This is a genomic window from Nonomuraea fuscirosea (genome assembly GCF_003001935.1).
Classification (GTDB): Bacteria; Actinomycetota; Actinomycetes; order Streptosporangiales; family Streptosporangiaceae; genus Nonomuraea; species Nonomuraea fuscirosea.
The window spans coordinates 21,737-45,877 of the sequence record NZ_PVNG01000019.1; the positions used below are offsets into that span (position 1 = coordinate 21,737).

General features: G+C 67.4%; 16 protein-coding genes. 6 read left to right on the forward strand and 10 right to left on the reverse strand.

Annotated features, from left to right (window positions below; translation table 11 throughout):
- Positions 1-30: 30 nt before the first annotated feature.
- The 3 genes from B0I32_RS37130 to B0I32_RS37140 form a co-directional block, all read right to left on the reverse strand.
- Positions 31-876: an ABC transporter permease gene (locus B0I32_RS37130; RefSeq protein ID WP_106247757.1), complete on the reverse strand. Its 846-nt coding sequence runs from the start codon at positions 874-876 to the stop codon at positions 31-33.
- On the reverse strand, positions 873-1,826 hold the full coding sequence (locus B0I32_RS37135) for an ATP-binding cassette domain-containing protein (protein ID WP_106247758.1): 954 nt from the start codon (positions 1,824-1,826) through the stop codon (positions 873-875). Before B0I32_RS37135 ends, B0I32_RS37130 begins: the two co-directional genes overlap by 4 nt.
- A gap of 103 nt (positions 1,827-1,929) precedes the next feature.
- Positions 1,930-2,523 carry a PadR family transcriptional regulator gene (locus tag B0I32_RS37140; protein ID WP_106247760.1) on the reverse strand — a complete coding sequence of 198 codons (594 nt, stop codon included), beginning with the start codon at positions 2,521-2,523 and terminating at the stop codon, positions 1,930-1,932.
- Positions 2,524-2,644: 121 nt separating this feature from the next.
- Here B0I32_RS37140 and B0I32_RS37145 point away from each other — a divergent pair, with 121 nt between their 5' ends.
- Positions 2,645-2,935, forward strand: a complete 291-nt coding sequence (locus B0I32_RS37145; RefSeq protein WP_106247762.1) for a hypothetical protein — start codon at positions 2,645-2,647, stop codon at positions 2,933-2,935.
- A 33-nt stretch (positions 2,936-2,968) separates the two neighbouring features.
- Positions 2,969-4,030, forward strand: coding sequence for an integrase core domain-containing protein (locus B0I32_RS37150; protein ID WP_106247763.1), 1,062 nt, complete (start codon positions 2,969-2,971; stop codon positions 4,028-4,030).
- Positions 4,031-4,070: 40 nt separating this feature from the next.
- Here the strand turns inward: B0I32_RS37150 and B0I32_RS56805 are convergent, their stop codons facing one another.
- From B0I32_RS56805 to B0I32_RS37165, 3 genes are all read right to left on the reverse strand, one after another.
- A complete protein-coding gene (locus B0I32_RS56805; RefSeq protein WP_146178461.1) occupies positions 4,071-4,760 on the reverse strand; it encodes a histidine kinase in 690 nt (229 codons plus the stop codon).
- 509 nt (positions 4,761-5,269) lie between these two features.
- Entirely contained in the window at positions 5,270-5,662 is a 393-nt protein-coding gene (locus tag B0I32_RS37160; RefSeq protein WP_106248004.1) for a DUF5958 family protein, read from the reverse strand.
- Positions 5,662-12,360 (reverse strand): RHS repeat-associated core domain-containing protein, encoded by a 6,699-nt coding sequence (locus B0I32_RS37165; protein ID WP_146178462.1) that lies wholly within the window; start codon positions 12,358-12,360, stop codon positions 5,662-5,664. Before B0I32_RS37165 ends, B0I32_RS37160 begins: the two co-directional genes overlap by 1 nt.
- A gap of 1,177 nt (positions 12,361-13,537) precedes the next feature.
- Here B0I32_RS37165 and B0I32_RS37170 point away from each other — a divergent pair.
- Complete coding sequence (locus B0I32_RS37170; RefSeq protein WP_106247768.1) at positions 13,538-14,560, forward strand: IS630 family transposase; 1,023 nt, start codon at positions 13,538-13,540, stop codon at positions 14,558-14,560.
- A 1,290-nt stretch (positions 14,561-15,850) separates the two neighbouring features.
- Here B0I32_RS37170 and B0I32_RS37175 read toward each other — a convergent pair.
- The 3 genes from B0I32_RS37175 to B0I32_RS37185 all read right to left on the reverse strand — a co-directional run bounded on the left by B0I32_RS37175 (position 15,851) and on the right by B0I32_RS37185 (position 18,938).
- Positions 15,851-16,735 (reverse strand): HpcH/HpaI aldolase/citrate lyase family protein, encoded by an 885-nt coding sequence (locus B0I32_RS37175; RefSeq protein ID WP_106247770.1) that lies wholly within the window; start codon positions 16,733-16,735, stop codon positions 15,851-15,853.
- Positions 16,725-17,909 carry a CaiB/BaiF CoA transferase family protein gene (locus B0I32_RS37180; protein ID WP_219912204.1) on the reverse strand — a complete coding sequence of 395 codons (1,185 nt, stop codon included), beginning with the start codon at positions 17,907-17,909 and terminating at the stop codon, positions 16,725-16,727. Before B0I32_RS37180 ends, B0I32_RS37175 begins: the two co-directional genes overlap by 11 nt.
- Positions 17,910-18,008: 99 nt before the next feature.
- Positions 18,009-18,938 carry a LysR family transcriptional regulator gene (locus tag B0I32_RS37185; RefSeq protein WP_106247773.1) on the reverse strand — a complete coding sequence of 310 codons (930 nt, stop codon included), beginning with the start codon at positions 18,936-18,938 and terminating at the stop codon, positions 18,009-18,011.
- A 106-nt stretch (positions 18,939-19,044) separates the two neighbouring features.
- Here B0I32_RS37185 and B0I32_RS37190 point away from each other — a divergent pair, with 106 nt between their 5' ends.
- The 3 genes from B0I32_RS37190 to B0I32_RS37200 are packed head-to-tail and all read left to right on the forward strand — an operon-like array spanning position 19,045 to position 23,577.
- Positions 19,045-20,373 carry a CitMHS family transporter gene (locus B0I32_RS37190; protein ID WP_106247774.1) on the forward strand — a complete coding sequence of 443 codons (1,329 nt, stop codon included), beginning with the start codon at positions 19,045-19,047 and terminating at the stop codon, positions 20,371-20,373.
- 10 nt (positions 20,374-20,383) lie between these two features.
- Positions 20,384-21,958, forward strand: a complete 1,575-nt coding sequence (locus B0I32_RS37195) for a CocE/NonD family hydrolase (protein WP_219912205.1) — start codon at positions 20,384-20,386, stop codon at positions 21,956-21,958.
- Positions 21,955-23,577 carry a tannase/feruloyl esterase family alpha/beta hydrolase gene (locus B0I32_RS37200; protein WP_106247776.1) on the forward strand — a complete coding sequence of 541 codons (1,623 nt, stop codon included), beginning with the start codon at positions 21,955-21,957 and terminating at the stop codon, positions 23,575-23,577. The genes B0I32_RS37195 and B0I32_RS37200 overlap by 4 nt, the downstream gene beginning before the upstream one ends.
- Before the next feature lie 373 nt (positions 23,578-23,950).
- Here B0I32_RS37200 and B0I32_RS37205 read toward each other — a convergent pair whose 3' ends face one another.
- On the reverse strand, positions 23,951-24,109 hold the full coding sequence (locus B0I32_RS37205) for a cupin domain-containing protein (RefSeq protein WP_146178463.1): 159 nt from the start codon (positions 24,107-24,109) through the stop codon (positions 23,951-23,953).
- Positions 24,110-24,141: the final 32 nt, after the last annotated feature.

Below are 24,141 nucleotides of genomic sequence, written 5' to 3' on the forward strand. Positions count from 1 at the left end.
ATGTCGACCAAGTGCTCGCGGTAGCGGGATCTATTTCTTGTTGCGGTAGAGGACCATGGTGATGGGACCGAAGACCGCGAGGAGAAGTACGGACGAGACGAGCACCCAGCCGATTTCCCCGGCGGGCACCGAGCCGTGCATCAGGCCGCGTACCACGGTCGCCAGGTGGCTGATCGGGTTGACCTCGACGACCGCCTGCATCCACCCGGGCATCGTCTTCGGGTCCACGAAGATGTTGCTCACGAACGTCAGCGGGAACATCACCATCATGCTGACCCCCGCCACCGAGTTCGGCGTGCGCAGGATCAGGCTGAGCATCGTCCACAGCCACGACAGGCAGAACGAGAACACCAGCAGCAGCGCGACCGACAGCACCACGCCGACGGCGCCACCCTCCGGCCGGAACCCTAGGACCAGTCCGAGCGTGATCACGATCGCCGACCCGATCGAGTAGCGCATCACATCGCCGAGCAGGGCGCCGACCAGCGGTGACGGTCGCCACACCGGAAGTGACCTGAACCTGTCGAACACCCCCTTCTGGATGTCGGTGTTCAGCGTTATGCCGGTGTTCATGGTGATCATGACGTTCGCCTGCACCAGGATGCCCGGCAGCAGGAACTGCAGGTACTCCTGAGTCGACCCGGCGAGCGCGCCACCGAACAGGTAGGTGAACATCAGCGTGAACATGATCGGGAACATGGTCACGTCGACGAGCTGCTCGGGCACGTGTTTGATCTTCAGCAAAGCGCGCCAGCCGAACGTCAGCGAGGTGAGCACCGGGCCGGGGCGCGACGGCCGCTCGCCGGCCAACAGCACACTGCGCAGCGCGTCCTCGGTGACCGGCGCCGACGCCTGTTCCGCGGTCGTGGTATTCATGCGGCATCCTCCTCGGCGGCGTGTCCGGTCAGGGTGAGGAACACCTCGTCCAGGCTCGGCTGACCGAGCGCGAACTCGGTGACGTCGATGCCGCTGCGGGACAGCTCGGCCAGGGCGCGGGCGACCCGCTCGGGGTCGGAGATCCGCGCGGACAGCGCGGCCGGGTCGGCGGACGGCTCGGCCGGCACCTCGAGGACGCCGGCGAGGACCCGTTCGGCCTCGGCCCGCTGCTCGGGCGCACGTAGCCGTACGTGCAGAGAGCCGGCACCGACCGATGCCTTGAGCTCGCCACTCGAGCCCTCGGCGATCACCTTCCCGTGGTCGATCACCGCGATCCGGTCGGCCAGCTGGTCGGCCTCGTCGAGGTACTGCGTGGTCAGCAACACGGTGGCGCCCTCGGCGACCATGCCCCTGACGATCTCCCAGACCTGGTTCCTGCTGCGCGGGTCGAGCCCGGTCGTGGGCTCGTCGAGGAAGATCAGTTCGGGGGTGACGACCAGGCTCGCCGCGATGTCGATGCGCCTGCGCATCCCGCCGGAGTACTTCTTCACCGGCCGGTCGGCCGCCTCGGCAAGACCGAACGCGTCGAGCAGGTCGGCCGCCCGCTCCCTGCCTCGGCGGCGTGAGTAGCCGAGCAACCTGGCGAGCAGCAACAGGTTCTCCACCCCGGTGAGGTCCTCGTCGACCGACGCGAACTGCCCGGTGAGGCCCACCCTGCTCTGCACCGCCCGGGCGTCACGCACGACGTCGTAACCGAGCACTTGCGCCTCTCCGGCATCGGGGCGCAGGAGCGTGGCCAGCATGCGGATCGTCGTGGTCTTGCCCGCCCCGTTCGGACCGAGCACGCCGTACACGCCACCGGCGCTCACGGCCAGATCCACACCGGCGACCGCGTGGGTCTTGCCGAAGCTCTTCTTCAACCCTCTCGTCTCGATCGCGAGCTTTCCCATGGGTTCGAGTCCTTCTCTCGGTGTTGCGAACGGATTGGTTGAGCTAGTCAAGTTTGACTACTTGGCCAGAGTGCACGAGGAGGAAGCGTCTAGTCAAGGTTGATTAGAAGCGCATCTTGAGGGGATCGGGGACCGTTCGCCACGAACCCGGATCATCGGCCATGGTGTAGGCGCCCTCAGACAGTCGTTTGCTCAGGTTCTTCGCCCACTCCAGTTCGGTGCGTGCGTGTCCCGCCCACAGTTCGGCCTGATCGCGGACGTGTTCGGGAATGTCGGGGTTCGGGTTCTCCCGCCACTTGGCCTGCTCTACGAGCTCCGCTTCCAGGCGCGCGACCCGCTCGTTAACGTGCGCGATGGCATCTGTCCTGGTCAGCATGGGCAACATGGCGATGGACGCGTCGAGCATGGTGGGGTCATGGGTGCGCCGCAGACCGTCGCGGACCAGTTCGACTATCTCGTCACGTCCCCGAGCTGTCACGCGGTACAGAACGCGCTCCGGCCCGGAGTTGCCCGGCTCGGCGTGTTCGGTGAGGAGGCCATCAGCCGCCGCCTTCTTCAGCGCGTGATAAATCGAGCCGGGCTTGATCTTGGCCCAAATCTCCGCATGCCAGCTCTGCAGTTCGGACCGCACCTGGTATCCATGCGCGCCGCCGGAGAGGTGCACGATACCGAGCACCAGGAGCTTCGTCGCCGACATGCGCCCCCTCCGCTCAATCTGCTCGGACTCGCTCCGCTTGCGCCCGCCAGGGTGGTGTCAACTCCCACCAATACTAGGGTGCCCTCCTGGTCCGGGTGGTGTCAGCACTGACCTACAAACGGTGCTGGTGGAGACCTCCAAAGCCACAGCGGCGAACCTGGCGGGGTTCCCCAACGAAAGCGCGGGCGGGTACGAGACGGTGTATCCGCAGGCCAGAGTGATGGCGATCAGTGAGTGTGCCTCGCATGCGATCGTCGCGGCGGATGCCTCGGGCTGCTGGGACAGTGAGCAGACCCTCGCCTACTCGTTGTACGGACGGCTCACGCCCGAGCTGCTGCTGACCGCCGACCGCGGCTTCTGCAGCTTGTACCGCTTCATAACTCATCGCGTGGTGCTTGATCTGCGGCTTTGACCTCCACAGGCCCTACGGGCAAGATCGCAGTTCGTGTCGGTGCGTCTGCCGTATCTGAGCTTGATCCGGGTGTTCGGCTGGCTGGTGTTGCTGGGGCGTAGCCAGGCGTCCAAGGATGTCGAGATCATGGTGCTCCGCCACGAGGTTGCGGTGCTGAAGCGTCAGGTGGTGCGGCCGAAGCCGGACTGGGCCGATAGAGTGCTCCTGGCGGCCTTGGCCCGCGTTCTGCCGTCGGTGCTGCGCGCGCCTCGGCTGGTCACCCCAGGTACCCTCTTGGCCTGGCATTGTCGTTTGATCAAACGCTCCTGGACCTACCCCCACCGCACCGGCCGTCCCGGAACCAGTAAAGAGGCCCGGGATCTGGTCCTCCGCCTGGCCCGCGAGAACCCCAGATGGGGATACCGGCGGGTCCACGGTGAACTGGTTCAGCTCGGTCTGCAGGTCAGCTCGGCGACCGTGCGGCGGATCCTGCGTTCACACCGGCACAGTCCGGCGCCACGAACCTTCGACACCACTTGGCGGACGTTTCTACGGCTGCAAGCGAAGGGACTGCTCGCCTGTGACTTCTTCCACGTCGACACGGTCTTCCTGAAGCGCCTGTACGTGTTGTTCGTGATGGAGGTGGAAACGCGACGCGTGCACATCCTGGGCGTCACCACTCACCCCACAGGCGCCTGGACGGCTCAGCAGGCGAGAAATCTGCTTGTGGATCTCGGCCGTCAGGCAACGTCATTTCGGTTCCTCATTCGTGACCGGGACGCCAAGTTCACCGCCGCCTTCGACGAGATCTTCACCAGCCAGGGCATCACGGTGATGAAGACACCGCCACGAACGCCCCGAGCCAACTGCTACGCCGAACGCTGGATCCGCACCGTCCGAGCCGAATGCACCGACCGCATGCTGATCTACGACGAACGCCACTCTCGATCGGTCCTGAACGAGTACGTCGAGCACTACAACGCGCACCGCCCGCACCAGTCCCGCCGGCAACGCCCACCTGATCAAGACGAGGACGCCGTGGTGCCGCTGGAAGGCCGGGTTCAGCGCCGGAGGGTGCTCAGCGGAGCCATCAACGAGTACCACCGAGCCGCCTAGCTGTTCCGAAGAAACACCCAGCTCAGACCACATGCACCAGTTAAGAAGCGGTACAGGTGTAGGCGGCGAGCCGGTGCTCATCGAGGCCGACGCCGCCGTCGTCGACGGTGATCACAGCGCCGCGCTGTACCTGCCGGACCTCGACCTCGACCAGGGTGGTGGGCGGGGAACACGAGGTCGCGTTCGCCAGCAGTTCGGCCACCAGATGGATGAGCTGCTCCACCACCGAAGCTGCGGCGGCCAGGGTGCGGTCGCCGATCACCTTGACCCGGCGGTAGTCCACGATGCGGCCTGAGGCGGCGCGGACGACCTCGACGAACGCCATCGGGTCCGGCCACTGCTGACCCGGCCACTCGCGGCAGAGCACGGCCAGGCTCTGCGCCGCACGTGCTTGCTGGGCTGCGGCGTGGTCGATGCGCATCATCGTTTCCTGGACGAGTTCGTCGCTGATCCGGGCGTCGGCCAGGCGTGTGGCAGACTCCTGGATGCGATGAGCGGAGGGCTGTACGCGCCGGGCGAGAGCGACCGGAACCTGCCGCAGCGCCTCGCGGCGGTCGGCGTGCTGGGCATCACGTCGCGTGATCTCTTCCCTTACGACCTGCACCACGTCGTGGAGCGCCTCGGCGATGTCGTCCCCAGCCTGGGGCTCGGACGGCGCGTCTAGAATGGGAGCGCCACTGGCCACCGCGGCGATTCGCTCCTGCACCAGATGGGTGGTCAGGCGTTGCACGGCCGACGTTCTGTCGTCCCAGGCGTCGCGCCACTGCTGGTTGAGCTCGCGGGCCTCCTCACGAAGGGCGCTTTCACGCGGCTAGCGGACGTGCGCAGCCGTTGGTGCGCGATGTGCAGGCGTTTGAAGTCGGCGAGCACGCGTCGCTGTTCACGCTCTCGCAGCACGGTCAAGGCCAACACGGAGCCCACTCCACCTCGACAACCGACGGAGTGAACACCTCCGTCAACTCCCGCGCCGACACCGCCCGTGCGAACCTCGGGTACGCAGTCCGATCGATCGACGCCAACCCAGACCCCCGGAAGCCGCCACCAACCAGCGCGAACCAAGCGAGGCTAACGACCGGTGATCAACTGCGCGGCCCGTTTCTGCCGTATTCCGGTGGCACTCCTTGAGGAAGTCCTGGGCTGCCTGCGGAAGCTGCGGCGGAGCGCCGTCCCGAAGCTCGCCGCGCTTCGGGACGGGGACGTCATTCTTGCAACCGCGCCGCCGTCACCACCTGTTCCAGGTCAGTGGTTGCCCAAGTTATGCCACGGATGCGTGCACCCATCAGCGCAATCAAGCTCACGCCTACGGGCATCCGAGATCGATAGAAGTGCCAGCAATATCCTGAATGATTTTTCCATCTCGGCTTCAGGTAGATTCCCTATCTTAGCCAGCTTCTCACGGATTGGCCCACGGGAAATCAAGACAGCCGGAGTCGCCGTCGGCTTCACCCCTGCGCGGGCGATACTCTCCGCAGCATCCTCAGTTGCAGCCCTCGCCTGAAGAGCGTAAGAAGACAGCTCTCGAACCACGTCACGTTGCTCATCCAGCGGCAGCGTTTTGAACCAGTCAATCCCTTCCTGGAGTGGGCGGAGCCCTTGACTCAGTTCATTCAGGACGATAGATCGTTTGCTCATCACGGCTCCGGATCGAAGATGACGTGCGGGCGCTCAGGATCCAGGGTGGCATACCCCGGAGCATCCGGATTGTAATCCTGGAAGATGTCCTGCCCTCGTCTCCGGCCCTGCCAATCTCCGCCGATCCCTTCGGGGAGCGAGCTTGCAGCCCTGCCCCTTAGCCGGCCTGTCCTGCCGGACAATATGTAGTCCCAGTCCGAATCTGCCTTGGCGGTACCGCTTGCACGACTGCCTACCACTACAATCCGGGCCCCCATCCTATTCGCTGCGTTCTGGATGCGCCGGGCCTCGCTAGGGAGAATCCCCGCTTCCGCAGGAGTTTTGAGCCCGCACGGGCCACTGTTGTGCACCAGGACGGATGTCGTGCCTGCTTCCACATAGTACGTGTGCAGGTCGGCTACCGTCAGGTTGTGGACGCGCTGATCAGCAGCGGTCGACTTCTCGATCTCAGCAATCTTCAGATAGGTGCCTTGGCTGGTCTGCAGCCACTGCCCTGGCCGAAGCGTGCCTGCCTGCTCCCACTGCCGAGCGGTCGGCACCCAGAAGGGATGTGTGTCCGTGGCGGTGACGATGCCGGTCTCGCCGCCTTGGTCGCCGTCGCTGTCCACCGTCACCCGCACCAGATTCTTGACGCCTTCGCTGGTGATCGGAGTGATGACGGATTTCACCTCGTTCTTTCCTGTTTTTGGATCGGTCGCGACGACTTCATCGCCGGCCTCGATGTCTTCAATGGATTTCTTGGTTCCGTCTGCCATGAGGACTTTGGTGCCGGGAACAAAACTGCTGCAGGGCAACCCAGCCCTGATCCGCCCCTTCTTTGGCCCTACAAAGTCCAGCGGATTGTGGATGTTGCCATTTAATATGGCATCGGCCGGGCTGATGCCAGCCTTATCCAGCTTCCGATCAATCTCCTTCGCCTTCTCGCACATCTCCTTTGTGCTGTTCTTGCCACAGTACAAGCTCTCCTGAAAACCAGGTTTCCGGTTCTTCTCGGCTTCCTTCGCCGCTCTTCTCTCGGCCAATCCCTTCTTGTCCCGCGCTAGGGCAGAAAGCGCCTGGCCCTTCTCTCGCCGGCGGAAATTTCTCGCCGCCCTGCGTTCTCCGGCCATGTAGCTTTTGGTGATCTTTTTGCGTTCCTTCGCAGACTTTTTGCCCCAGTTCTTGTCATGCCACGGCCTGGGTTCTTCTCCGTCCGGATCCGAGAAACCAACAGGATTGTTGGCGGCGTAGCTGTAGGGGTTGGCCCATTCCGGCCGCTTCAAGCTGAGAACGGGGTCGGTGGAGATGAACCTGGCGATGGCCGGGTCGTAGTAGCGGGCGCCCAGGTAGGTGAGATCCGTGGAGGCGTCTTCGGTCTTGCCGAGGAAGCCGCGGTCAGTGAAGGGCAAGTCGTCGGCGCCGCGGCGTTGGCCGAAGGGCAGGTAGCGTTCGCGGCTGACGGTGCCGGTGGTGTCGTTGACGGCGAGCTGGGTGCTGCCGTGCGTGCCGGCGAGCAGCCAGGTGACACCACTGGCGTCGCGCATGGCGGCCAGGTCGCCGTCGGCGCTGCTGTAGTAGCGCTTGCCAGCCACGGAGCCGGCGGCCAGGCGCAGCTCCATGACCCCGAGGTAGAGGGTGGTCGTGCCGTCGGGGTCGCGCCGGATTAGGCGCTCACCGGCGGCGTCGTAGACCATGTCGGTCTGCCGGCCGTCGATGGTGGCCTGGGTAAGCTGGCCCAGCTGGTCCCAGGCGAAGGTGCCTTGCTTACCGCCGACGGTGCGGGCGGTGAGCTGGCCCTTGTTGTCATAGGCGTAGGTGTCGGTACCGCTCGGGCGGGCGATGCTGGTGACGGCGTTGGGACGGACGGCGGTGGCGCCGGCGGCGGGGTAGGTGTAGGTGGCCGTCTGGCCGTTGTGAGTCAGGCCGGTGAGGTTGCCGACCTTGTCATAGGCGTAGGCCTGGCTGTAGGGGTCCAATCCCAAGGCATCGCCGGTGCCGGTGCATGAGCTCGCGGTGGTGGTGTAGGCGGTCTTCAGCCGGAGCAGGCCGTCGTAGGTGAAGCATTCGGACTGGCCGTCGGTCTGGCCGGCGATGGCCGAGGCGGCGTCCAGCACGCGGGTGACGTTGCCGCCCAGGTTGTAGGTGTAGCGGTCGTCCTGGACGGTGTCAGGGGTGGATGTGTTGGCCTTGGTCTGGGTGGTGACCCTGGAGAGCCACTCGGTGGTGGCATCGCGCTGCAGGACGCGTTTGATCTGGCCGTTGCCGCCCAGCGAGCGGGTCTCGAGCTTGCCGGTGGCGGTGAAGGTGCTGTCCTTGACGTAGGTGAAGCCGCCCAGGTCGGATGTGGTGGCCTCGGTGAAACCGAGATCGGTGTAGCTGTGGGTGAGTTTCTCGGCCGGCAGGCCGCCCGCTGCGGGCATGCTCTGCTCGCGCAGGTTGCCGGCCGCGTCGTAGGCGGAGGTGAAGGTGTAGTCGCGGCCGAGACCGCCCTCGCCGGCTGGGATGGTGATGGTGGTGGTGGTGGGCCGGTAGTCGCTGTCGTAGGCGGTGACCGTCTCGGTGTAGGGCTGGCCGCCGGTGTAGCGGGTGGCGGCGCCGGGTTGCCCCTTGGCGACGGTGTCGTAGGTCCAGGCGGCGAGCCGGGTGCCGCTGTTCGGCTCGCCGGCCCACTGGCCGGTGCGGCGGCCCAGATCGTCGTAGACGGTGGAGACCTTCTGGCTCTTGCCGTCGATGGCCCAGATCTGCCGGCCCGCGGCGTCGTAGCCGAAGCTGGAGGCACCCGCGTCCGGATCCGAAGCGGCGGTGCGCCGGTCCAGCCAGTCATAGGTGTAGGTGCGGACGTTGCCGTTGGCGTCCGTCATCTTGGTCAGGTTGTCGTTGAGGTCGTAGCCGTAGAGGGTGTCGGCGTGGCTGGTCGCGTCTGACCATTCCTCGACCTTGACGACGCGGTCGAAAACATCGGTTACGGTGGCGGTCTTGCCGCCGACCGGCGGGGTGACCTCGGTGCGGTCGGTGCCGGGGTAGGCGGTGGTGGTCCGGCGCAGCTCGGTGCCCTGGTGGTAGGCGATGGACGCCACTTCGCGTTCCAGGCCGTCGTAGACGGTCTTGGTCCATTGCGGCAGGGTGACTGGCGCCGGGTTGAGCAGGCCGCTGCCCGGCTCGCCGCCGTTGTACACCGGTTCGCCGACCGCCTCGGTCAGGCCGCGCGCGTTGTAGGTGGTGGCCACGACGATCCGGCCACCGTCGGGACTGGGGGAGGCGGTCTGGTTCTCGCGGGGACGGCCGAGCCCGTCCTCATAACTGTGACTGGTCATCCACGTGGCCCCGCTGCCGGTGCCGGTCAGCAGTTGCTTGGCGGTGGTCTTGATCGGCGCGGTGGGCTGCCCAAGCCAGCCGTCCCAGGCGATCGCGTAGGCGACGGTGGCGCTGGGCGTGCCACCGTCGCGTGGCCGACCCGGCTCCCACAACGCGACGGCGCGGCCGATGCCGTCGTAGTCCAGCTCGGTGGTCTTGTTGTTGGCGTCGACCGACTTGGTGGGCTCGCCGAGGGTGTGCGAGAGGCTGGTGGTGGTGATGTAGCCGAGCGGGTCCTTGACCGTGATGCCGCCGGCGGGCCAGCCGACCGCCGGGGTGTAGGTGGTCGTGGTGGTCTTGCTGAGCGGGTCGGTCGCGCTCAGCGTCCGGCCGTAGTCGTCGAAGGTGGCCTTGCTGGTGGAGACGGTGCTCGCGCCCGCGTGCGCGCGGACCTCCGTGGGGTTGCCGTCGCTCGGCTTGTTCGTGGCCGGGTCGCTGCCCTGGTCGTACAGGGTGACGGTCCTACCAGCCAAGGTCCCTGCGGTGCAGTCGTCGCCGGAGCGTTTCTCCACCACGGACGGGAAGTTGACCAGCCACTGACCGGAGTCGGTGTTGCGCGCATACGTAATCTTGGTGCAGGAGTTGTCAGTGGTGACGCCGTCCTGGCCGTAGTCGTTGATCGTCTCTGGCAGACCGTCGGCGTTCGGGACGGTCTTCTCGTCGGTGTAGCGCCAGGTGCCGCCGGTGACCTTCTCCCGGGAGCGCTCGCGGGTCTGCACCACGTACGCCGGGTTCTGGCCGGCCCAGCCGGTGCCGGTGGACTTGAGCGTGTACTCCCAGCGGGTGGAGTCGATCTCGGTGTAGGCGCGCGGGCTGAGCGCGGTCATCTGCCAGGTCTGCTCCTGCAGCACCTGGCCCTGCAAGAGCGGCGCGTCGGTGACCGCGGTGCCGTCGAAGTCGGTGACCGTGCCACCGGTGCCGCGTAAGAAGGTCTTGGTGGTGACGCTGTAGCCGGCCGGGTCGCTGCCGGAGCCCTGGACGGTGCGGACCTGGCCGTAGCCGCGCCAGTCCGAACCGGCCGGTGCCAGCGCCGGCTCGGCGATCTGGACCGGGTTCGTCCAGCGCGGGCTGCCCAGGAATTCGTAGCTGTGGACCATGTCCGGCGAGCCGCCGACCATGTCCCGCTCGACGACCTTGGTGGCCAGCTGCTTGTAGAAGCGAGCCCAGGCCTCGTAGCCGCTCTCGGGTTCGCTGCCCATGTCGACCTGGTAGCAGTCGCCGACCTGGTCATTGTGATAATTGGAGCCGTCGCGACCCTTGCCGCCGCCGCATGTGTCGGCCTGCCCGTAGGTGACCTCGATCCGGCCGCCCATGCCGTTCTTGATGGCCGCGATCCGCGGCACCATCCTCCAGGACAGCTGGTCCTGCCAGTCGGAGTTGCTGATGTAGTCCATCCGGCCGGCCAGCATCACCGCGTCGAAGTCCAGCGGCGGCAGCGTCACCTCCGGCTCGGCGGCCTGGCCGGTCTGCTGCACGGTGTCCAGCCACATCGCCGCGTCCCACGGCAGCCCCTGGTCGGTGCGCTGGTACACCCACGTGTGGGTGAAGTCCAGCCGGTCCACCGGATCCCAGGCCGCCGAGCCGGACGTGCGCGACTCGGTCTGCACCGAGGCGAGCCGGCGTGTGCTGAAGAAGGCGATCGCGTCGTTGGCGCAGCCGGTCGCCTGCGTGCATTGCAGGTCGGTGGGCACGTCGTCACCGGTGCGAGCTCCGGTGGTGAACGTCATCCGCGCCGTCGAGACGCTGCCGGACACCTGCGTGTTGTGCCCCCACTGCACCGAAGACAGGAAACCGCCCCGGTCGTAGGGCAGCATCGAGTAGACCTCGTCGGTGCACGATGGCAGACAGAAGTAGTTGACGTCCCGGCTGTAGGAGTAGTCGATCACGTTCTCGTTGCGGTCGACCTCCTGGTCCAGGTTCCACCGCCACACCCCGGTGCAGGTGGGCGGGATGAAGTTGGCCCAGTACCGGTCGGCGCACGGCTCATTCAGTTCCTCACCGATGTACGGCACCTGCCATTGGGCGTCCTTGTTGTAACCGAACCGCCAGATCTGCCCGTCCCGGTCGGTGATCTTCCAGTACGCGTTGCCGTCCGCGCCCCCGGCGACCTGCTCGATCTTCCAGCCGAAGTCCGGAACCGTCTTCCACGCCCCCGCCGTGGTCTTGACGATCTGCGCCGATCGGCCACCCGCGCTCAGCACCAGCTCCGACTGCGTGCGATCCACACCGGCCGCATGCTCGTCCGGCGCCTCCCAGCACAACGCACTGCCGTTCTCGGCCTCTTCGGCGTACCAGATCAGATCCGCGTTTTCGGGGTGGTATTCGGTCCACACCTTACAGCGGCGATAGCGGCGCTCGATGAAGCCCGCACTCAGGTCCCAGCCCGCGCCGACCACGCTGGCCTGGTTGTTGGTCCACTCGCCCTGACCGTCCACCGACGAGGCGCTGTACTGCAGCGACAGATCCGGCCCATTGCCGGTCACCGACGGCGGCTCCGGCAACGGAACGTCATAGTCGAACCCGCCCCCGGATGTGCCCGCCTGCCAGGTGCCCGACGGCTTCAGATCGGTGGCGCCCCAGTTGCCGTCCGGCCCGGTCAGGCCGGCGGCCAGCACGTACACCGAGCCCGCCGCCAGCTGCGCCGCCAGCCTGGCCTGCGATGCCTTTGCCGCATCCGCCTTACGGTCCTTGTCCGGCTCCGTCGGCGTGACCGCTGCCTCCTTCGCGCCGACGGGGGCCGCCTCCACCTCCGCGGTCAGCGTGCCCGCCTTGAGGTCGTTGGTCGAGGGCACCACCGTGGGCCGCATCACGCACGTCTTTGGCCGCGGCACCGCAACAGCGCACGCAGGCAGCCGCACCACCTGCAATCGGGACGCGAACTGGCCGCCGTAGGCATCGCGGAAATCGGCGTAGGAGAACGCCGCCCGCACCTGGCCCGGGGTCGTGCCGCCGTCGGCGCGCACCAGCCGCGCGGCCACCCCCACCCCGCCCAGCTTGGTCGCGGTCTCCGGCGCCAGCGTCTCCACCGACACCTTGTCCAGCGCGGCGCCCTCGACCCGGCCCACCCGTACCGGCAACGCCCCGGCCTCGGCCAGCTTGCCCGGCTCCGGCACGCTCACCTCAGCCTTGCCCGGCTGGGGCCACACCGGCTTCTTCCGTGTCACCTTCGGCGCGGATTCCTCCGCCCCCTTGGCCGTCTTCTTGTCCGGTACCGGACGGCCGTCCACCGCCTGCTCCGGATCCGGCGCGGCCGCCGCCGCCTGCTGAATCAGCTGGTCAGGCACGCCCACACTGGAGATCAACACCAGCGACGCGAGACCGGCCATCAAGGCCACCCACCACATCCGTAAACCAGGACGGCGCATCTCGAAACTCCTTCACGGCACGCTGACGCCGGCCCGGGCAAGAGGGCGTTTAGGCGTCTAAAGCAGACATAAGGACGATCAAGAGGAATGTGATCGACAATCCAAGATCGGTCAATGACGGGAACGTCCCTTTCCCGACACGGACCGTCAGGAAAGAGTTAGGGTTTTTGATCATGTCTGCTGGTCAACTGGGCCGTTATAGACGATTTCGATGATCGCCCTTCGCGATCAGTGATATGGGTCACATAGCGGCCACTCTTGCATTCTTGCGATTTTGTGCTTTATTGCACTGCAGGAATTTTAGTTCTGAAGATCTACCAGTGCCGTGTGCAGGGCTTACTTGCTCATGTGCTCGGCGAGTTGAGCGATCACGGCGGCGTGGCGACCAGGAGAACCCGGCGAAGGCCTCGCCGGGCAGAGCGCGTCAGCCGTTCCACCGTCAGCGGAACAGGCCCGAACGGTCCCAGCCACGCCGGTGCCGGACTTGTACCTGGCGAGCCTGGACCTCGAGAACTACCTCCTGCTGGTCAACGGGGCCCGGGCGGCGTGGTTGCACGCCGCATCCGACGGCTGGCAGATCCACGACGCCAGCGGGCGGCTCGTCACCACCCTGCCCGCCGACAACACGCACGGGCTCGGACTGGTTCTCGCCCGGCGTGCGGCGGCCGCGCTGGACATCGGCGGCGCCGAGCACGCGGCGATGACGCTCGGCCCGCTAACCGACGACCGCGGCAGGACAATGCGCGCATCACCGGCACCTGCCCCGAGACCGACGAACAGTACGAGGGCTGCCTGTCCTTCTTCGACGTACGCGGCATGGGCCCCCGGCCGCTCACCCTGGAGGTCGAGCACACCACCCTGGACGGGCGGCAGAAGATCACCGCCTTCCCGTACGGGTTCACCGGTCCGGGTCGCCCACGAGATCGACCACCTTCCAGGCCGCCTGTACACCAGTCGCATGCGCGATGGCGTCAAGCCCATGCCCGTCGAGGAGTACTGCGGCATCGGGCGGCCCCGGCCCAAGGCCCCCTCCGGTCCGGCGTTCCAATCGGTCGAATCCTCGCAGACGCGGTCGTCCGCGCAACCCGGCTCTCGCTGCGCTCACCCCAGACCGCCAAAGATCTAATCCGTTCACAGGTTTTCGGACTTACTCCGGCGTTTGTGGGACGATTGATGCGTGGCGAGGTTGGGGCGGCGGGCCAGCTTTGAGGAGCGCCTGCGGGCGTGTCAGCTGATCGAGAGCGGGAAATCACCGGATCTGGTCGCGGAGATTCTCGGGTTCGGACGGGCGACGGTATTCGGGTGGTTGCAGGACTACCGGGCGCTGGGCCCGGAGGGGTTGCGCACGAAGAAGACCCGCGGGCCGGTGGCCCGACTGGATGAGGCGCAGCTGGCCCGGTTGTATGCGTTTATCGCGGGTAATGATCCGAGCCAGCTGAGTTTCGGGTTCGCGTTGTGGACACGGGCCATGGTGGCCGAGCTGATCCGCCGCGAGTTCAAGGTGAGACTGTCGCTGGTGAGCGTCGGCCGGGTGCTGGCCAGGCTGGGCATGTCGCCGCAACGGCCGCTGTATCGGGCCTACCAGCAGGACCCGGCAGCGGTGGCCGAGTGGAAGCAGCACACCTTCCCCGCGATCGCGGCCGAGGCCAGACGGCTCGGCGCGGCAGTGTTCTTCGCGGATGAGGCTGCGGTGCGTACCGACTACCACGCCGGCACCACCTGGGCCCCGATCGGGCGCACCCCGGTGGTGGCCACCACCGGAGCTCGCCGCTCGGTCATGATGATCTCCGCGGTCAGCCCGCGCGGCGAACTGCGCTTCCAGCTTTTCGATCAAGGACTGGACGCCGACGCGTTCATCGGATTCTGCAAGCGCCTGATCGGTGATGCGGACCGTCCGGTGTTTTTGATCGTGGACAACTCCCGGGTGCATCGGGCCAAGAAGGTCAAGGCGTTCATCGACTCGACCGAGGGCCGGCTGTCGCTGTTCTTCCTGCCGCCGTACTCACCTGAGCTCAACCCGGACGAGTGGGTGTGGAAGAACGTCAAGCACGACCGGATCGCCCGCGCTTCCACTCGCGGTGTCGAGGAACTCAAAGCTCTCGCTCTGGGCGCGCTGCGACGGTTGCAGAAGCTGCCCGCGCTGGTGCGGGCATTCTTCGCCGATCCGCACCTTGCCTACATCGGAGACGGCCTTCGGTAGTCCAGAAACCTACGAACTGATTGGGATCTAACGGACTACCGGTACCAGCTCAGCTATCGAAGAGCGACTGCCGTATTAGACTGCGCCTGCACCAAAACTTCATCACAACTTCAGTCCGGCAGGGCACAATATTTGCAAGTGAACTGAAGCGTCGAATGACTATCGACCGCTCTGCTCAAGGAACTGACACGGCTAACATCAGCTCCCGTTGGCAGTCGAAGGCTGAACACGCATATCGCTGGCCCGGCCAATCAACTCGGCGAAGGACATCTAGATGATGAAGTGCAAGCTCAGGCACCTTCTTTCCCGGACCACCGCGGCGCTAATCGCTGGTACGGCAGCTGTCGGCTTCGCGGCTGGTCCTGCCGGTGCGGCGGAACGACAAGCTACTGCGATGCAAGCGAGCAGCGTCGCCGCAACGTATTCAGCGGTGACGCCTTTTCGGCTGGCCAACGGCAATCTCCGTTTTCAAGCCATCATGACAGACGCGCCCAGTGCCAGGAGGATATGTATAATCGCCTGGTACGCGGGCCAGCCGCCAATCCCGGCTGGACCGATTTACAATAAGTGCTTCAACGTGGCCGGTGGTGTGCTCGGGCGTTACATTGACACGAACTGCTCCTTCCACGGCGCGTACTATACGACCGCATCTTTCTACAACGGCTCGGGCACGAGGCTTGCGTCCCGGACGTCTGACAGGCGCTCCTTTGTCTGCTGAAGCTGAAGCCATCGCTGCCATGCCGGGCGCCGGTATGTCTGTCAGGTGTGGGGACAGGCCGGTGCCGCGGTTGTCGAACCTGGTGACTTGGAAGCCGAGCTCGACCAGCGCGTCGCAGAGGCCTTCGGGGAAGATCAGCATGTGTACTCCTGGGCCGTTGATCAGCAGTAACGGCGCTCCGTTCCTGGTGGCGAAGGTCTCGTAGGCGCGATGGTTGTCTTGGGTTCGAGACCTCTTCCCACAGGTCAGAGCGATATGATCTTGTCAGGCGCGTAAGGCACGTCGACCAGCCTTGAAGGCAGCGCCAAGCTGGGCGTGCGCGGCCCTCGGCCGGGGCCGCGATGACAGATGGCTGGAGTTCTGTGTCACACCGCCCGACGCATGCGGCCACCCGAGCGTCCCGGTTCTCCCGGCCGAAACCCGGTCGAGCGTCGCCCGCGGCTGAATGTCGCGGGCCCAAGCTCTGGCGGGCAGACCGGCAGGTAGGGCAGGTCGGATCAGAGGGTGTCCGGAACTGATACGGCAGGTCACCGTCGTGGAGAGGGGACCGAGTCAGCAACGATGACGAGCCGTCACCGGTCCTGCGCTCTGTGCAGGGCCGCGCGAGCTCTGGCCGCCATGGCTTCGTCCACCATTTCGCCTTCGAAGGTGATCGCTCCTGCTCCGCGAGCCTGAGCTTCCTCGACTGTGGCGATCAGCCGCGCGTACCGGGCCAGGTCGTCGGGACCGGGTGAGAACGCCTCGTTGATGACGGGGATATGGGAGGGGTGGATGGCCATCATGCCCTCGTAGCCGAGGGAGCGGTTCTGCTCGGCGAAGGCGCGCAGGCCGTCGAGGTCGCCGATGGTGGTCCACAGCCCGGCGACAGGACAAGGCGCCCCGGCGGCGCGGATGTCCAGCAGCACGCGTGAGCGCAAGGCCAGGGTCTCGGTGCCGGAAGGGCTCCAGCGGTAGCCGATGGCCCGCTCGACGTCGCCGCCCTTGCCGGTGACCGCGCCCAGATAGGCCGCCCGGGGCGCGGCCGTGGCGATGTCGTAGGCGGCGCGCAGCGCCAGGGCGCTCTCCAGTAGCGGCACCAGGGCGATGCGGCCCTCGGTAAGGCCGTGCTCGCGCTCGCACCAGGTCAGCATCCGGTCGGCCAGCAGCACGTCGGCGGGTTCGCCCACCTTGGGCAGGACCACCCCGTGCAGGCGGCTGTGGGTGACGGCGCGCAGGTCCTCGGCCGCTGCCCAGCCGTCGAGGGGATTGATCCGGACGAAGAGCGCCATGTCACCGGTCCACGTGGCGACGGCCTCGGCCACCTGGGCGCGGGCGGCCGATTTCCCGGCCGGCGGGACGGCGTCCTCCAGGTCGAGGATGGCCGCGTCGGCGCCGGCGGCCGCCGCCTTGAGCAGCCAGTCCGTACGATTGCCCGGCACGAACAGCAGCGACCGCAGCGGCGGCCGGTCAGATGACACCGCGCTTCTCCAGGTCGTCGACGTCGAGCTCGAGCCACTGGCGGTAGACCAGGTCGTTGTCCTGGCCGAGCGCGGGCCCGGTGCGCCAGATGTGTCCCGGCGCCTGATGGAAGTGTGGGATGACGGCCTGCATGCGTACGGGGCCGAGGTCGGCGTCGTCGACGGTGACGATGTCGCCGCGTTCGGCGTAGACGGGGTCGGTGAGGATGTCCTCGGCAGTGAACACACGCGAGGCGACCACCTCGGCTGCCTCGAACGCGCGTAGGCATTCGGCGGTGCCGCGTTCTGCCACCCACGTGCTCAGTGCCTGGTCGAGCTGCTCCTTGCCGGCGAGTTGTTGCCGGGTGGTGGCGAAGTCGTCCTCGGGCAGGCCGAGAAGCCGGACGACGTTCAGCACCGAGCGCAGGGTGGCGGAGGTGACGGTGATCCAGTCGCCGTCGCCCGACAGGTAGGTGTTGATCACTGCCGCGGGGGCGACGGCGAGCTGGTTGCCCGATCTGCCGGGGATGGCGCCAAGCTGATCATGGGTGATGATCTGCCACTCCACCAGCCGAAACAGCGGCTCGAACAGGGCCAGGTCGATCCACTCCCCGTCGAATTCGGGGTCGTGGGCGCGGCGGTGCAGCGCGGCCAGCACAGCATAGGCGCCCATCAGCCCGGTCACCGCGTCTCCGTGGGAGAAGCCGGTGTGGACGGGCGGCCCGTCCGGGAATCCGGTCAGGTGCACCACGCCGCTTCTGGCCTCGCCGACCTTGCCGAACCCCGGCGCGTCGTTCTGCGCTCCGAAGCCGCTGATCTGCAGGAGGACGGCTTGGGGGTTGATGCGGTGTACGGCCTTCCAGTCGAGTTCCCACGCGCGCAGGCGCCCGGGGCGCAGCGTGACGATCACGACATCCGCCCAGGCCACCAGCCGGTGGGCGACCTGGCGGCCGTCCGGGTCGTGCAGGTCCAGGGTGACGGAGCGCTTGTTGCGGCCGGCGACCTTGAACCACAACGGTGTTCCGTCGCGGGTCGGCCCCATCGAGCGGGCGGCGTCACCGGAACCGGGCGGTTCGACGTGGACGACGTCGGCGCCCTGATCGGCGAGCATGGAGCCGGCCAGCGGCCCGGCGACCACGTGGGCGAACTCCACCACCTTCAATCCGCGCAACTGCCCGCGCTGTTCAAAGGCCACGCATGAACTCCTTCGCCCTGGTTGACGGAGCTTCATCGTGCACGGAGAGAGAAATGCGGGTCCAGCAGGATAGGTGGATATATTCATGCACTTGCTGCATCAGTCGGTGATCCAGGCGGCGCCGGCCGGCACCTCTCGTCCCTCGGCGCGCGCCTCCTGCAGCAGGTCGAGGAACGCGGTGGCGGCAGGAGGCAGGGCGCGCCGGGCCCGCACCACGATGTCCAGACGCCGTTCGACCACCGGGGCGACCAGTTCGCGATGCACGACGTGCCCCGGCCCCAGCAGGGGAAGCACGAGGGCGGGCATCGCGGAGACGCCGAGCCCGGCGGCGACCAATCCGCCCACCGTCGCCACGTTGCCGGCCTCCGCCGCAGGCGGAGCCACGGCCCCGGCCTGCTCGAAGGCCGCGTCGGTGAGCCGGCGCACGCTGGATTCGGGGCCGACGGCCAGGAACGGCTCGGCGGCCAGGTCCTGCCAGGTGACCTCCTCACGGTCAGCCAGCGGATGACTTTCCGGCAATACGGCGCGGAAGCGGTCACGGATGAGCGGGCGGTGCTCGAGCCGGTCGGAGGCCGCACCGACGGTCGTGACGGCGAAGTCGGCGTCGCCGTTGAGCACCTTGCCGAGCACCGCCTGTTCCAGACCGTCCATGATGCGCACGCTCACGTCCGGCCGACGGCCCCGGAAGGTGGAGATCATCCGGGGCAGCAGCACGGCCGCGACCGACGGGAGGGTGGCCATGGCGACGATGCCGGACTCGCCGAGCAGGTAGCGCCGCAACTGTTTCATTCCCGACCGGTGGGCCTCGACGATCTGCTCGGCAACCCGCAGGGTCTCCTGGCCGGCCGCGGTGAGCTGCACGTTGCGGGTGTCGCGTTCCAGCAGTTGGACGCCGAGGACGCGCTCCAGATCGGACACGGCGCGGCTCAACGTCGACTGGGAGACACGCATCTGCGCCGCCGCGGCGGTGAAACCGGCGGCTCTGGCCACGGCGACATAAGCGGCGAGCTGCCGCAGGCTGGCGTCCACGGCACCCACTGTTGCGCATACCGCATCGATAAATCCACTTTTGATGGTGGACGTGAAACGCCGGTGCTCGGAAACTTGCCCGTAACCTCCCGCCGAAAGGACCCCGATGATCGCGACCCTAGGCTTTCTCACCATTGGCCTGTTCCTGGTGCTGACCATGACCAGGCGTGTCTCGGTCCTGACCGCGCTCATCCTGGTCCCCGTCGTCACCGCGCTCGTCGGCGGGTTCGCCGCGGGCATGGGTCCGATGATCCTGGAAGGGCTGGGCAAGGTCGCCCCCACCGGAATCATGATCGCGTTCGCGGTCCTGTACTTCAGCCTGATGATCGACAGCGGCCTGTTCGACCCGCTGATCCGCGGCATCCTGCGCCTGGCCAAGGACGACCCGCTGCGCATCACCGTCGGCACCGTGGTCCTCACCATGTGCGTGGCCCTCGACGGCGACGGCGCCTCCACCTTCCTCATCACCGTCTCGGCCCTGTTGCCCGTCTACAAGCGGCTGAACATGAGCCCTCTGGTGCTCACCGGCGTCGTCTGCCTCGGCGCGGGCGTGATGAACATGGTCCCCTGGGGCGGCCCCACCGCCCGCGCGATGGCGGTGTTGAAGCTCGACAGCTCCCAGGTGTTCACTCCGGTGCTGCCCGCCATGGCCGCCGGCATCGCCTGGGTGCTGGTGGCCTCCTACCTGATCGGGCTGCGCGAACGCCGCCGCCTGGGCACCCTGACCCTGCCTGCCGAGCCTGCCGAAGCGCAGGCCGGGCAGGTCCGCGGTGACGGGCCGAGCGCGTCTTCGGCCCCGGAGCGCGAGCGCAAGAGCCGAGCTCTGATCCTCTTCAACCTCGTGCTCACCATCGTGCTGCTCGTCGCGCTGGTGTTGCAGGTCATGCCGCTGCCGGTGCTGTTCGTGCTCGGCTTCGCCATCGCCGCCGTGGTCAATCTGCCCACCTGGGACAAGCAGCAGGCGCTGCTCGACAAGCACGCCAGGAGCGTCGTCCTGGTCACCACCATGATCTTCGCGGCAGGCGTCTTCACCGGCATTCTCAACGGAACCAAGATGATCAACGAGATGGCCACCGCGTTCGTCGGGATCATCCCCGACTCCTTCGGCGGTCACCTGCCGCTGCTCGTGGCGATCACCAGTATGCCGCTCAGCCTCGTCTTCACCCCCGACGCCTACTACTTCGGCGTGCTGCCCGTGCTGGCCCAGACCGCGAGCGGCTTCGGCATCGACTCGGCCGAGATCGCCAGGGCGGCCATCCTCGGCCAGATGACCACCGGCTTCCCGCTCAGCCCGCTCACCGCCGCCACGTTCATCCTCGTCGGCATGAGCGGCGTACAGCTCGGCCAGCACCAGCGCTTCATCTTCGGCTGGGCGTTCGCCACCACCGCCGTCATGACCGTCGTCGCGCTCCTGACCGGCGCCATCTCGTTCTGAAGGAGAGTCTGTGTTCGTGACGTACGGCCGGATCCTCGCCGCCCTGTCCACCGCGTTAACCGTGCCGCTGGCAGCACACACCCCGGCGGCCGCGCAGATCGGCCCCTCCCTCACCCACGACCAGCCGGCCACGCACGAGGTGCGTATCGGCGAAGCGACCGACCCCTTCTTCGCCTACGACCGGCCGGCCGCCTACGAGGTGCGCACCGAGCGTGTCCAGGTCCCGCTGCGCGACGGCAGTCACCTGGCCTGCGACTTGCACCGGCCCGCCGCTGACGGCCGCTTCCCGGTGATCGTGTACGACTACACCGCCTACGACCAGCTCGACAGCCTCGGCCGGGCGGCCGCCTACTTCGTCGCCCGCGGCTACAACGCCGCCGTCTGCAACGCCCGCGGCTCCGGCGGCTCGCCCGGCTACCTCGACCCGTTCAGCGCCCAGGAGCAGCGCGACAACTACGACCTCATCGAATGGCTGGCCGCCCAACCCTGGTCCACCGGCAAGGTCGGGCAGATGGGCGTCAGCTACGGCGGGCACTCCTCCCTGCTCGTCGCGGTCAACAAGCCGCCCCACCTGGCCGCGATCATTCCCGTGGACGGCATCAGCGACTGGTATGAGAACACCATCTACCGCGGCGGCATCTACTCGGCCAGGATCCGCGACTGGCAGCGCTCCACCGCTCCCGACACCCTGACGACCTACGCCCAGCACCCGCTCTACGACGATTACTGGCGCGAACGCAGCGTCAAGGCCCGCTGGAAGGACCTCGACATCCCGGTCCTGCAGATCGCCGGCTGGTACGACCGCTACCGCGCGGCCATGGTGGAGAACTTCCAGGCCCGCCCCGGCAACGTCTGGCTCGTCGCCGGCCCCTGGCAGCACGGCTGGCCGGCCGGACAGCCCGCCGATATCGGCAACGGGCCCTATCTCGCCTGGTGGGACCGCTGGCTCTCCGGACGACGCGACGCCCCGCTGCCCGCCGCCAAGGTCACCTCCTACGAGATCCCCGGCCCTGGCGCCGGTACCGGGTGGAAGCGCTTGTCCACCTGGCCCCCGCGCGGCGCCCGACAGGAACGGCTCCGGCTCGGCGGCGATGGCGGGCTGACCGCCGACGCCGGCGAGCCGGCCAGTCGCCGCTTCACCGTCAATACCGACCAGGCGCCCGCCGCTCCGGACGAGCGCTTGACCTTCCATACGCGGCCCTACCAGTCGGACCTCGTGCTGACCGGCGAGATCACCGCGACGGTGCGGGCCGCCTTCAGCGCCACCGACGGCAACCTCGCCGTCGTGGCCGAGGATGTCGCCCCCGACGGCATGGCCGTCCGTATCACCCAGGGCTGGCTCAAGGCCAGCCACCGCTTCGGGCACGACCATGCCGTCCCTGTCCGCCCTGGTAAGACCTACGACCTGCGGATCCGCACCTGGCCGACTCACTACCGGCTGGCCGCCGGGCACAGTCTGCGCATCATCGTCTCCAGCGACGACTACCCCGAGATCGACTCCGACGCCTCCGAAGGCTCGGTCGACGTGCGTATCGGCCGCGGCGGTACTGACATCGTCCTCACCACTTGGAAGGAGACCCCGTGAGCCGCCTGTACGGATTCCTGACCGCGGTCGTGGCCTCGACCCTCATGGTGCTGAGCATCCCGGTGAACGCCGCAGCACGCTTCACCAGTCCCGCGGACGGCACCGGTGGTACGGCCGGCATGAGCACGGACGCCGATGCAGAAAGCAGGGCGTGCGAGGACCTGACCGGCATCTCGTTGCCGCACACCACGATCACCGTCGCCGAGACGATCCCCGCCGGTGACTACACCGCGCCCGACGGGCGCGCGCTGCCATCCGTGCCGGGCTTCTGCCGCGTCCACGGCATCGCCAAGCCGGTGCCCGCCTCCACCATCGGCTTCGAGGTGTGGATACCCCAGCAGTGGAACCAGCGGCTCCTGATGTACGGCAACGGAGGCTACGACTCCGCCATCGATTTCGCGTCCATGGGCGGCCCCACTCTGGCGGCCGGGTATGCCACGGTCGGTACCGACACCGGTCACACCGGCAACGACCCCGAGGTGTTCATCCAAGGGGCGGCCAATCCGGAAATCATCGTGGACTGGGGACACCGGGCTGTTCACGAGACGATCGTCAACGCCAAACTCGTCGTCGAGGCCTACACCGGGGCCAAGCCCCGCTACTCCTACTTCATCGGCTGCTCCACCGGCGGCCACCAGGCGCTGATGGAGGCCCAGCGCTACCCGGACGACTTCGACGGCATCGTGGCCGGTGCCCCCGGCAACAACCGCGTCGCCCTCAACGCCGGCTTCCTGTGGCAGTTCCTCCGCAACCACATCCCCGGTGACGACACCGAGCCGATCATCCCCGCCGCGAAGCTGCCGCTGCTCACCAAGGCCGCGGTCGGGCAGTGCCGGGGCAAAGACGGCGGCCGGCCCACCGACGCGTTCCTCACCGACCCGAGCCGGTGCACCTTCGACCCCGCCTCGCTGCGGTGCCGTTCCGCTGACGCCCCCACCTGCCTGACCGCACGTCAGGTCAAGGCTCTGCGGACGATGTACGCCGGAGCCCGCGACCCGCGCACCGGCAAGCAGATCTATCCCGGCTGGCCCATCGGCAGCGAGGCCGCCGTGGTAGACGCGACCGGCAGGGTCCGCTCGGGGTGGAGCGGCTATTGGGGCACCACCGAACCCGCCCGCGCCAACTTCTGGCGCTACTGGGTGTTCAACGACCCCCACTGGGACTGGTGGGACTTCAACTACCACCGCGATCTGCGCCACGCCCAGAACAAGCTGGGGCCGATCATCGACGCCACCAACCCTGACCTGCGCCCCTTCCGCCGCAGCGGCGGCAAACTCCTCATGTACACAGGCTGGGCTGACCCGGTCGTGTCCGCCCACGACACCATCGACTACTTCCGCCAGGTGGTCCGTACGACCTCCGGTGGCCGCGCACACGAGACCGGCACGTTCGCGCGGCTGTTCCTGGTGCCCGGCATGACCCATTGCAGCGGGGGGCCTGGCCCGAACACCTTCGACAAGCTGACCCCGATCGTTCGCTGGGTGGAACAGGGCATCGCCCCGGCCGAGATCGTCGCGACGAAATTCGTGAACGACAACCCCGGCGATGGTGTCGTGACGACCAGGTCCCTCATGCCGTTCGCGTGTGAGGCAACTCCATGGAACTCGGCCGGCCGATGAGGCGCTGGGCAAGCCGGTGACCGGCTGGCGCATGTCCATCCGTTCTCCCCCAGCCAGCCAGCCAGCCAGCCAGCCAGCCAGCCAGCCAGCCAGCCGGCCGGCCTGCGCTGCGGGCGGTCGTGCCAGTCTGCGCGTTCTGAGAGGTTTCGGCCCGACGGCACTAACGGCGAAGGCTGTGGCCAGGGCCAGGGCTGGGAGATGATGTGCGCGCGTTCCAGGTGCCACCGGTGCGCCTCAGGCGCGGCGGCGGAGCCTGGAACGCGCATCTCGGCGCGGTAGGCGGGCCGATCCGTGCGGGCATCGGGCGGCCGATCACCGCTGGTCCTCCTGCGCGTCCTTCTGGCTGGATGAGCAGCAGCCGTCCGTGCAGCCGTCAGCCTCGGACACGGCGCCGGACCCAGGACGCGTTGCCCAGGATCGGCACCAGGACCGTGCCGGCAAGGCCATAGCCGAGCTGGTTGGCGTTGACGTTCCACTGCGGCTCCCGGATGGCGCCGGGCTCCAGCACGACACGCCCTCGCCGCCGATCCATTGATCGAGATTCATGTGCTGGCGTATGTCCAG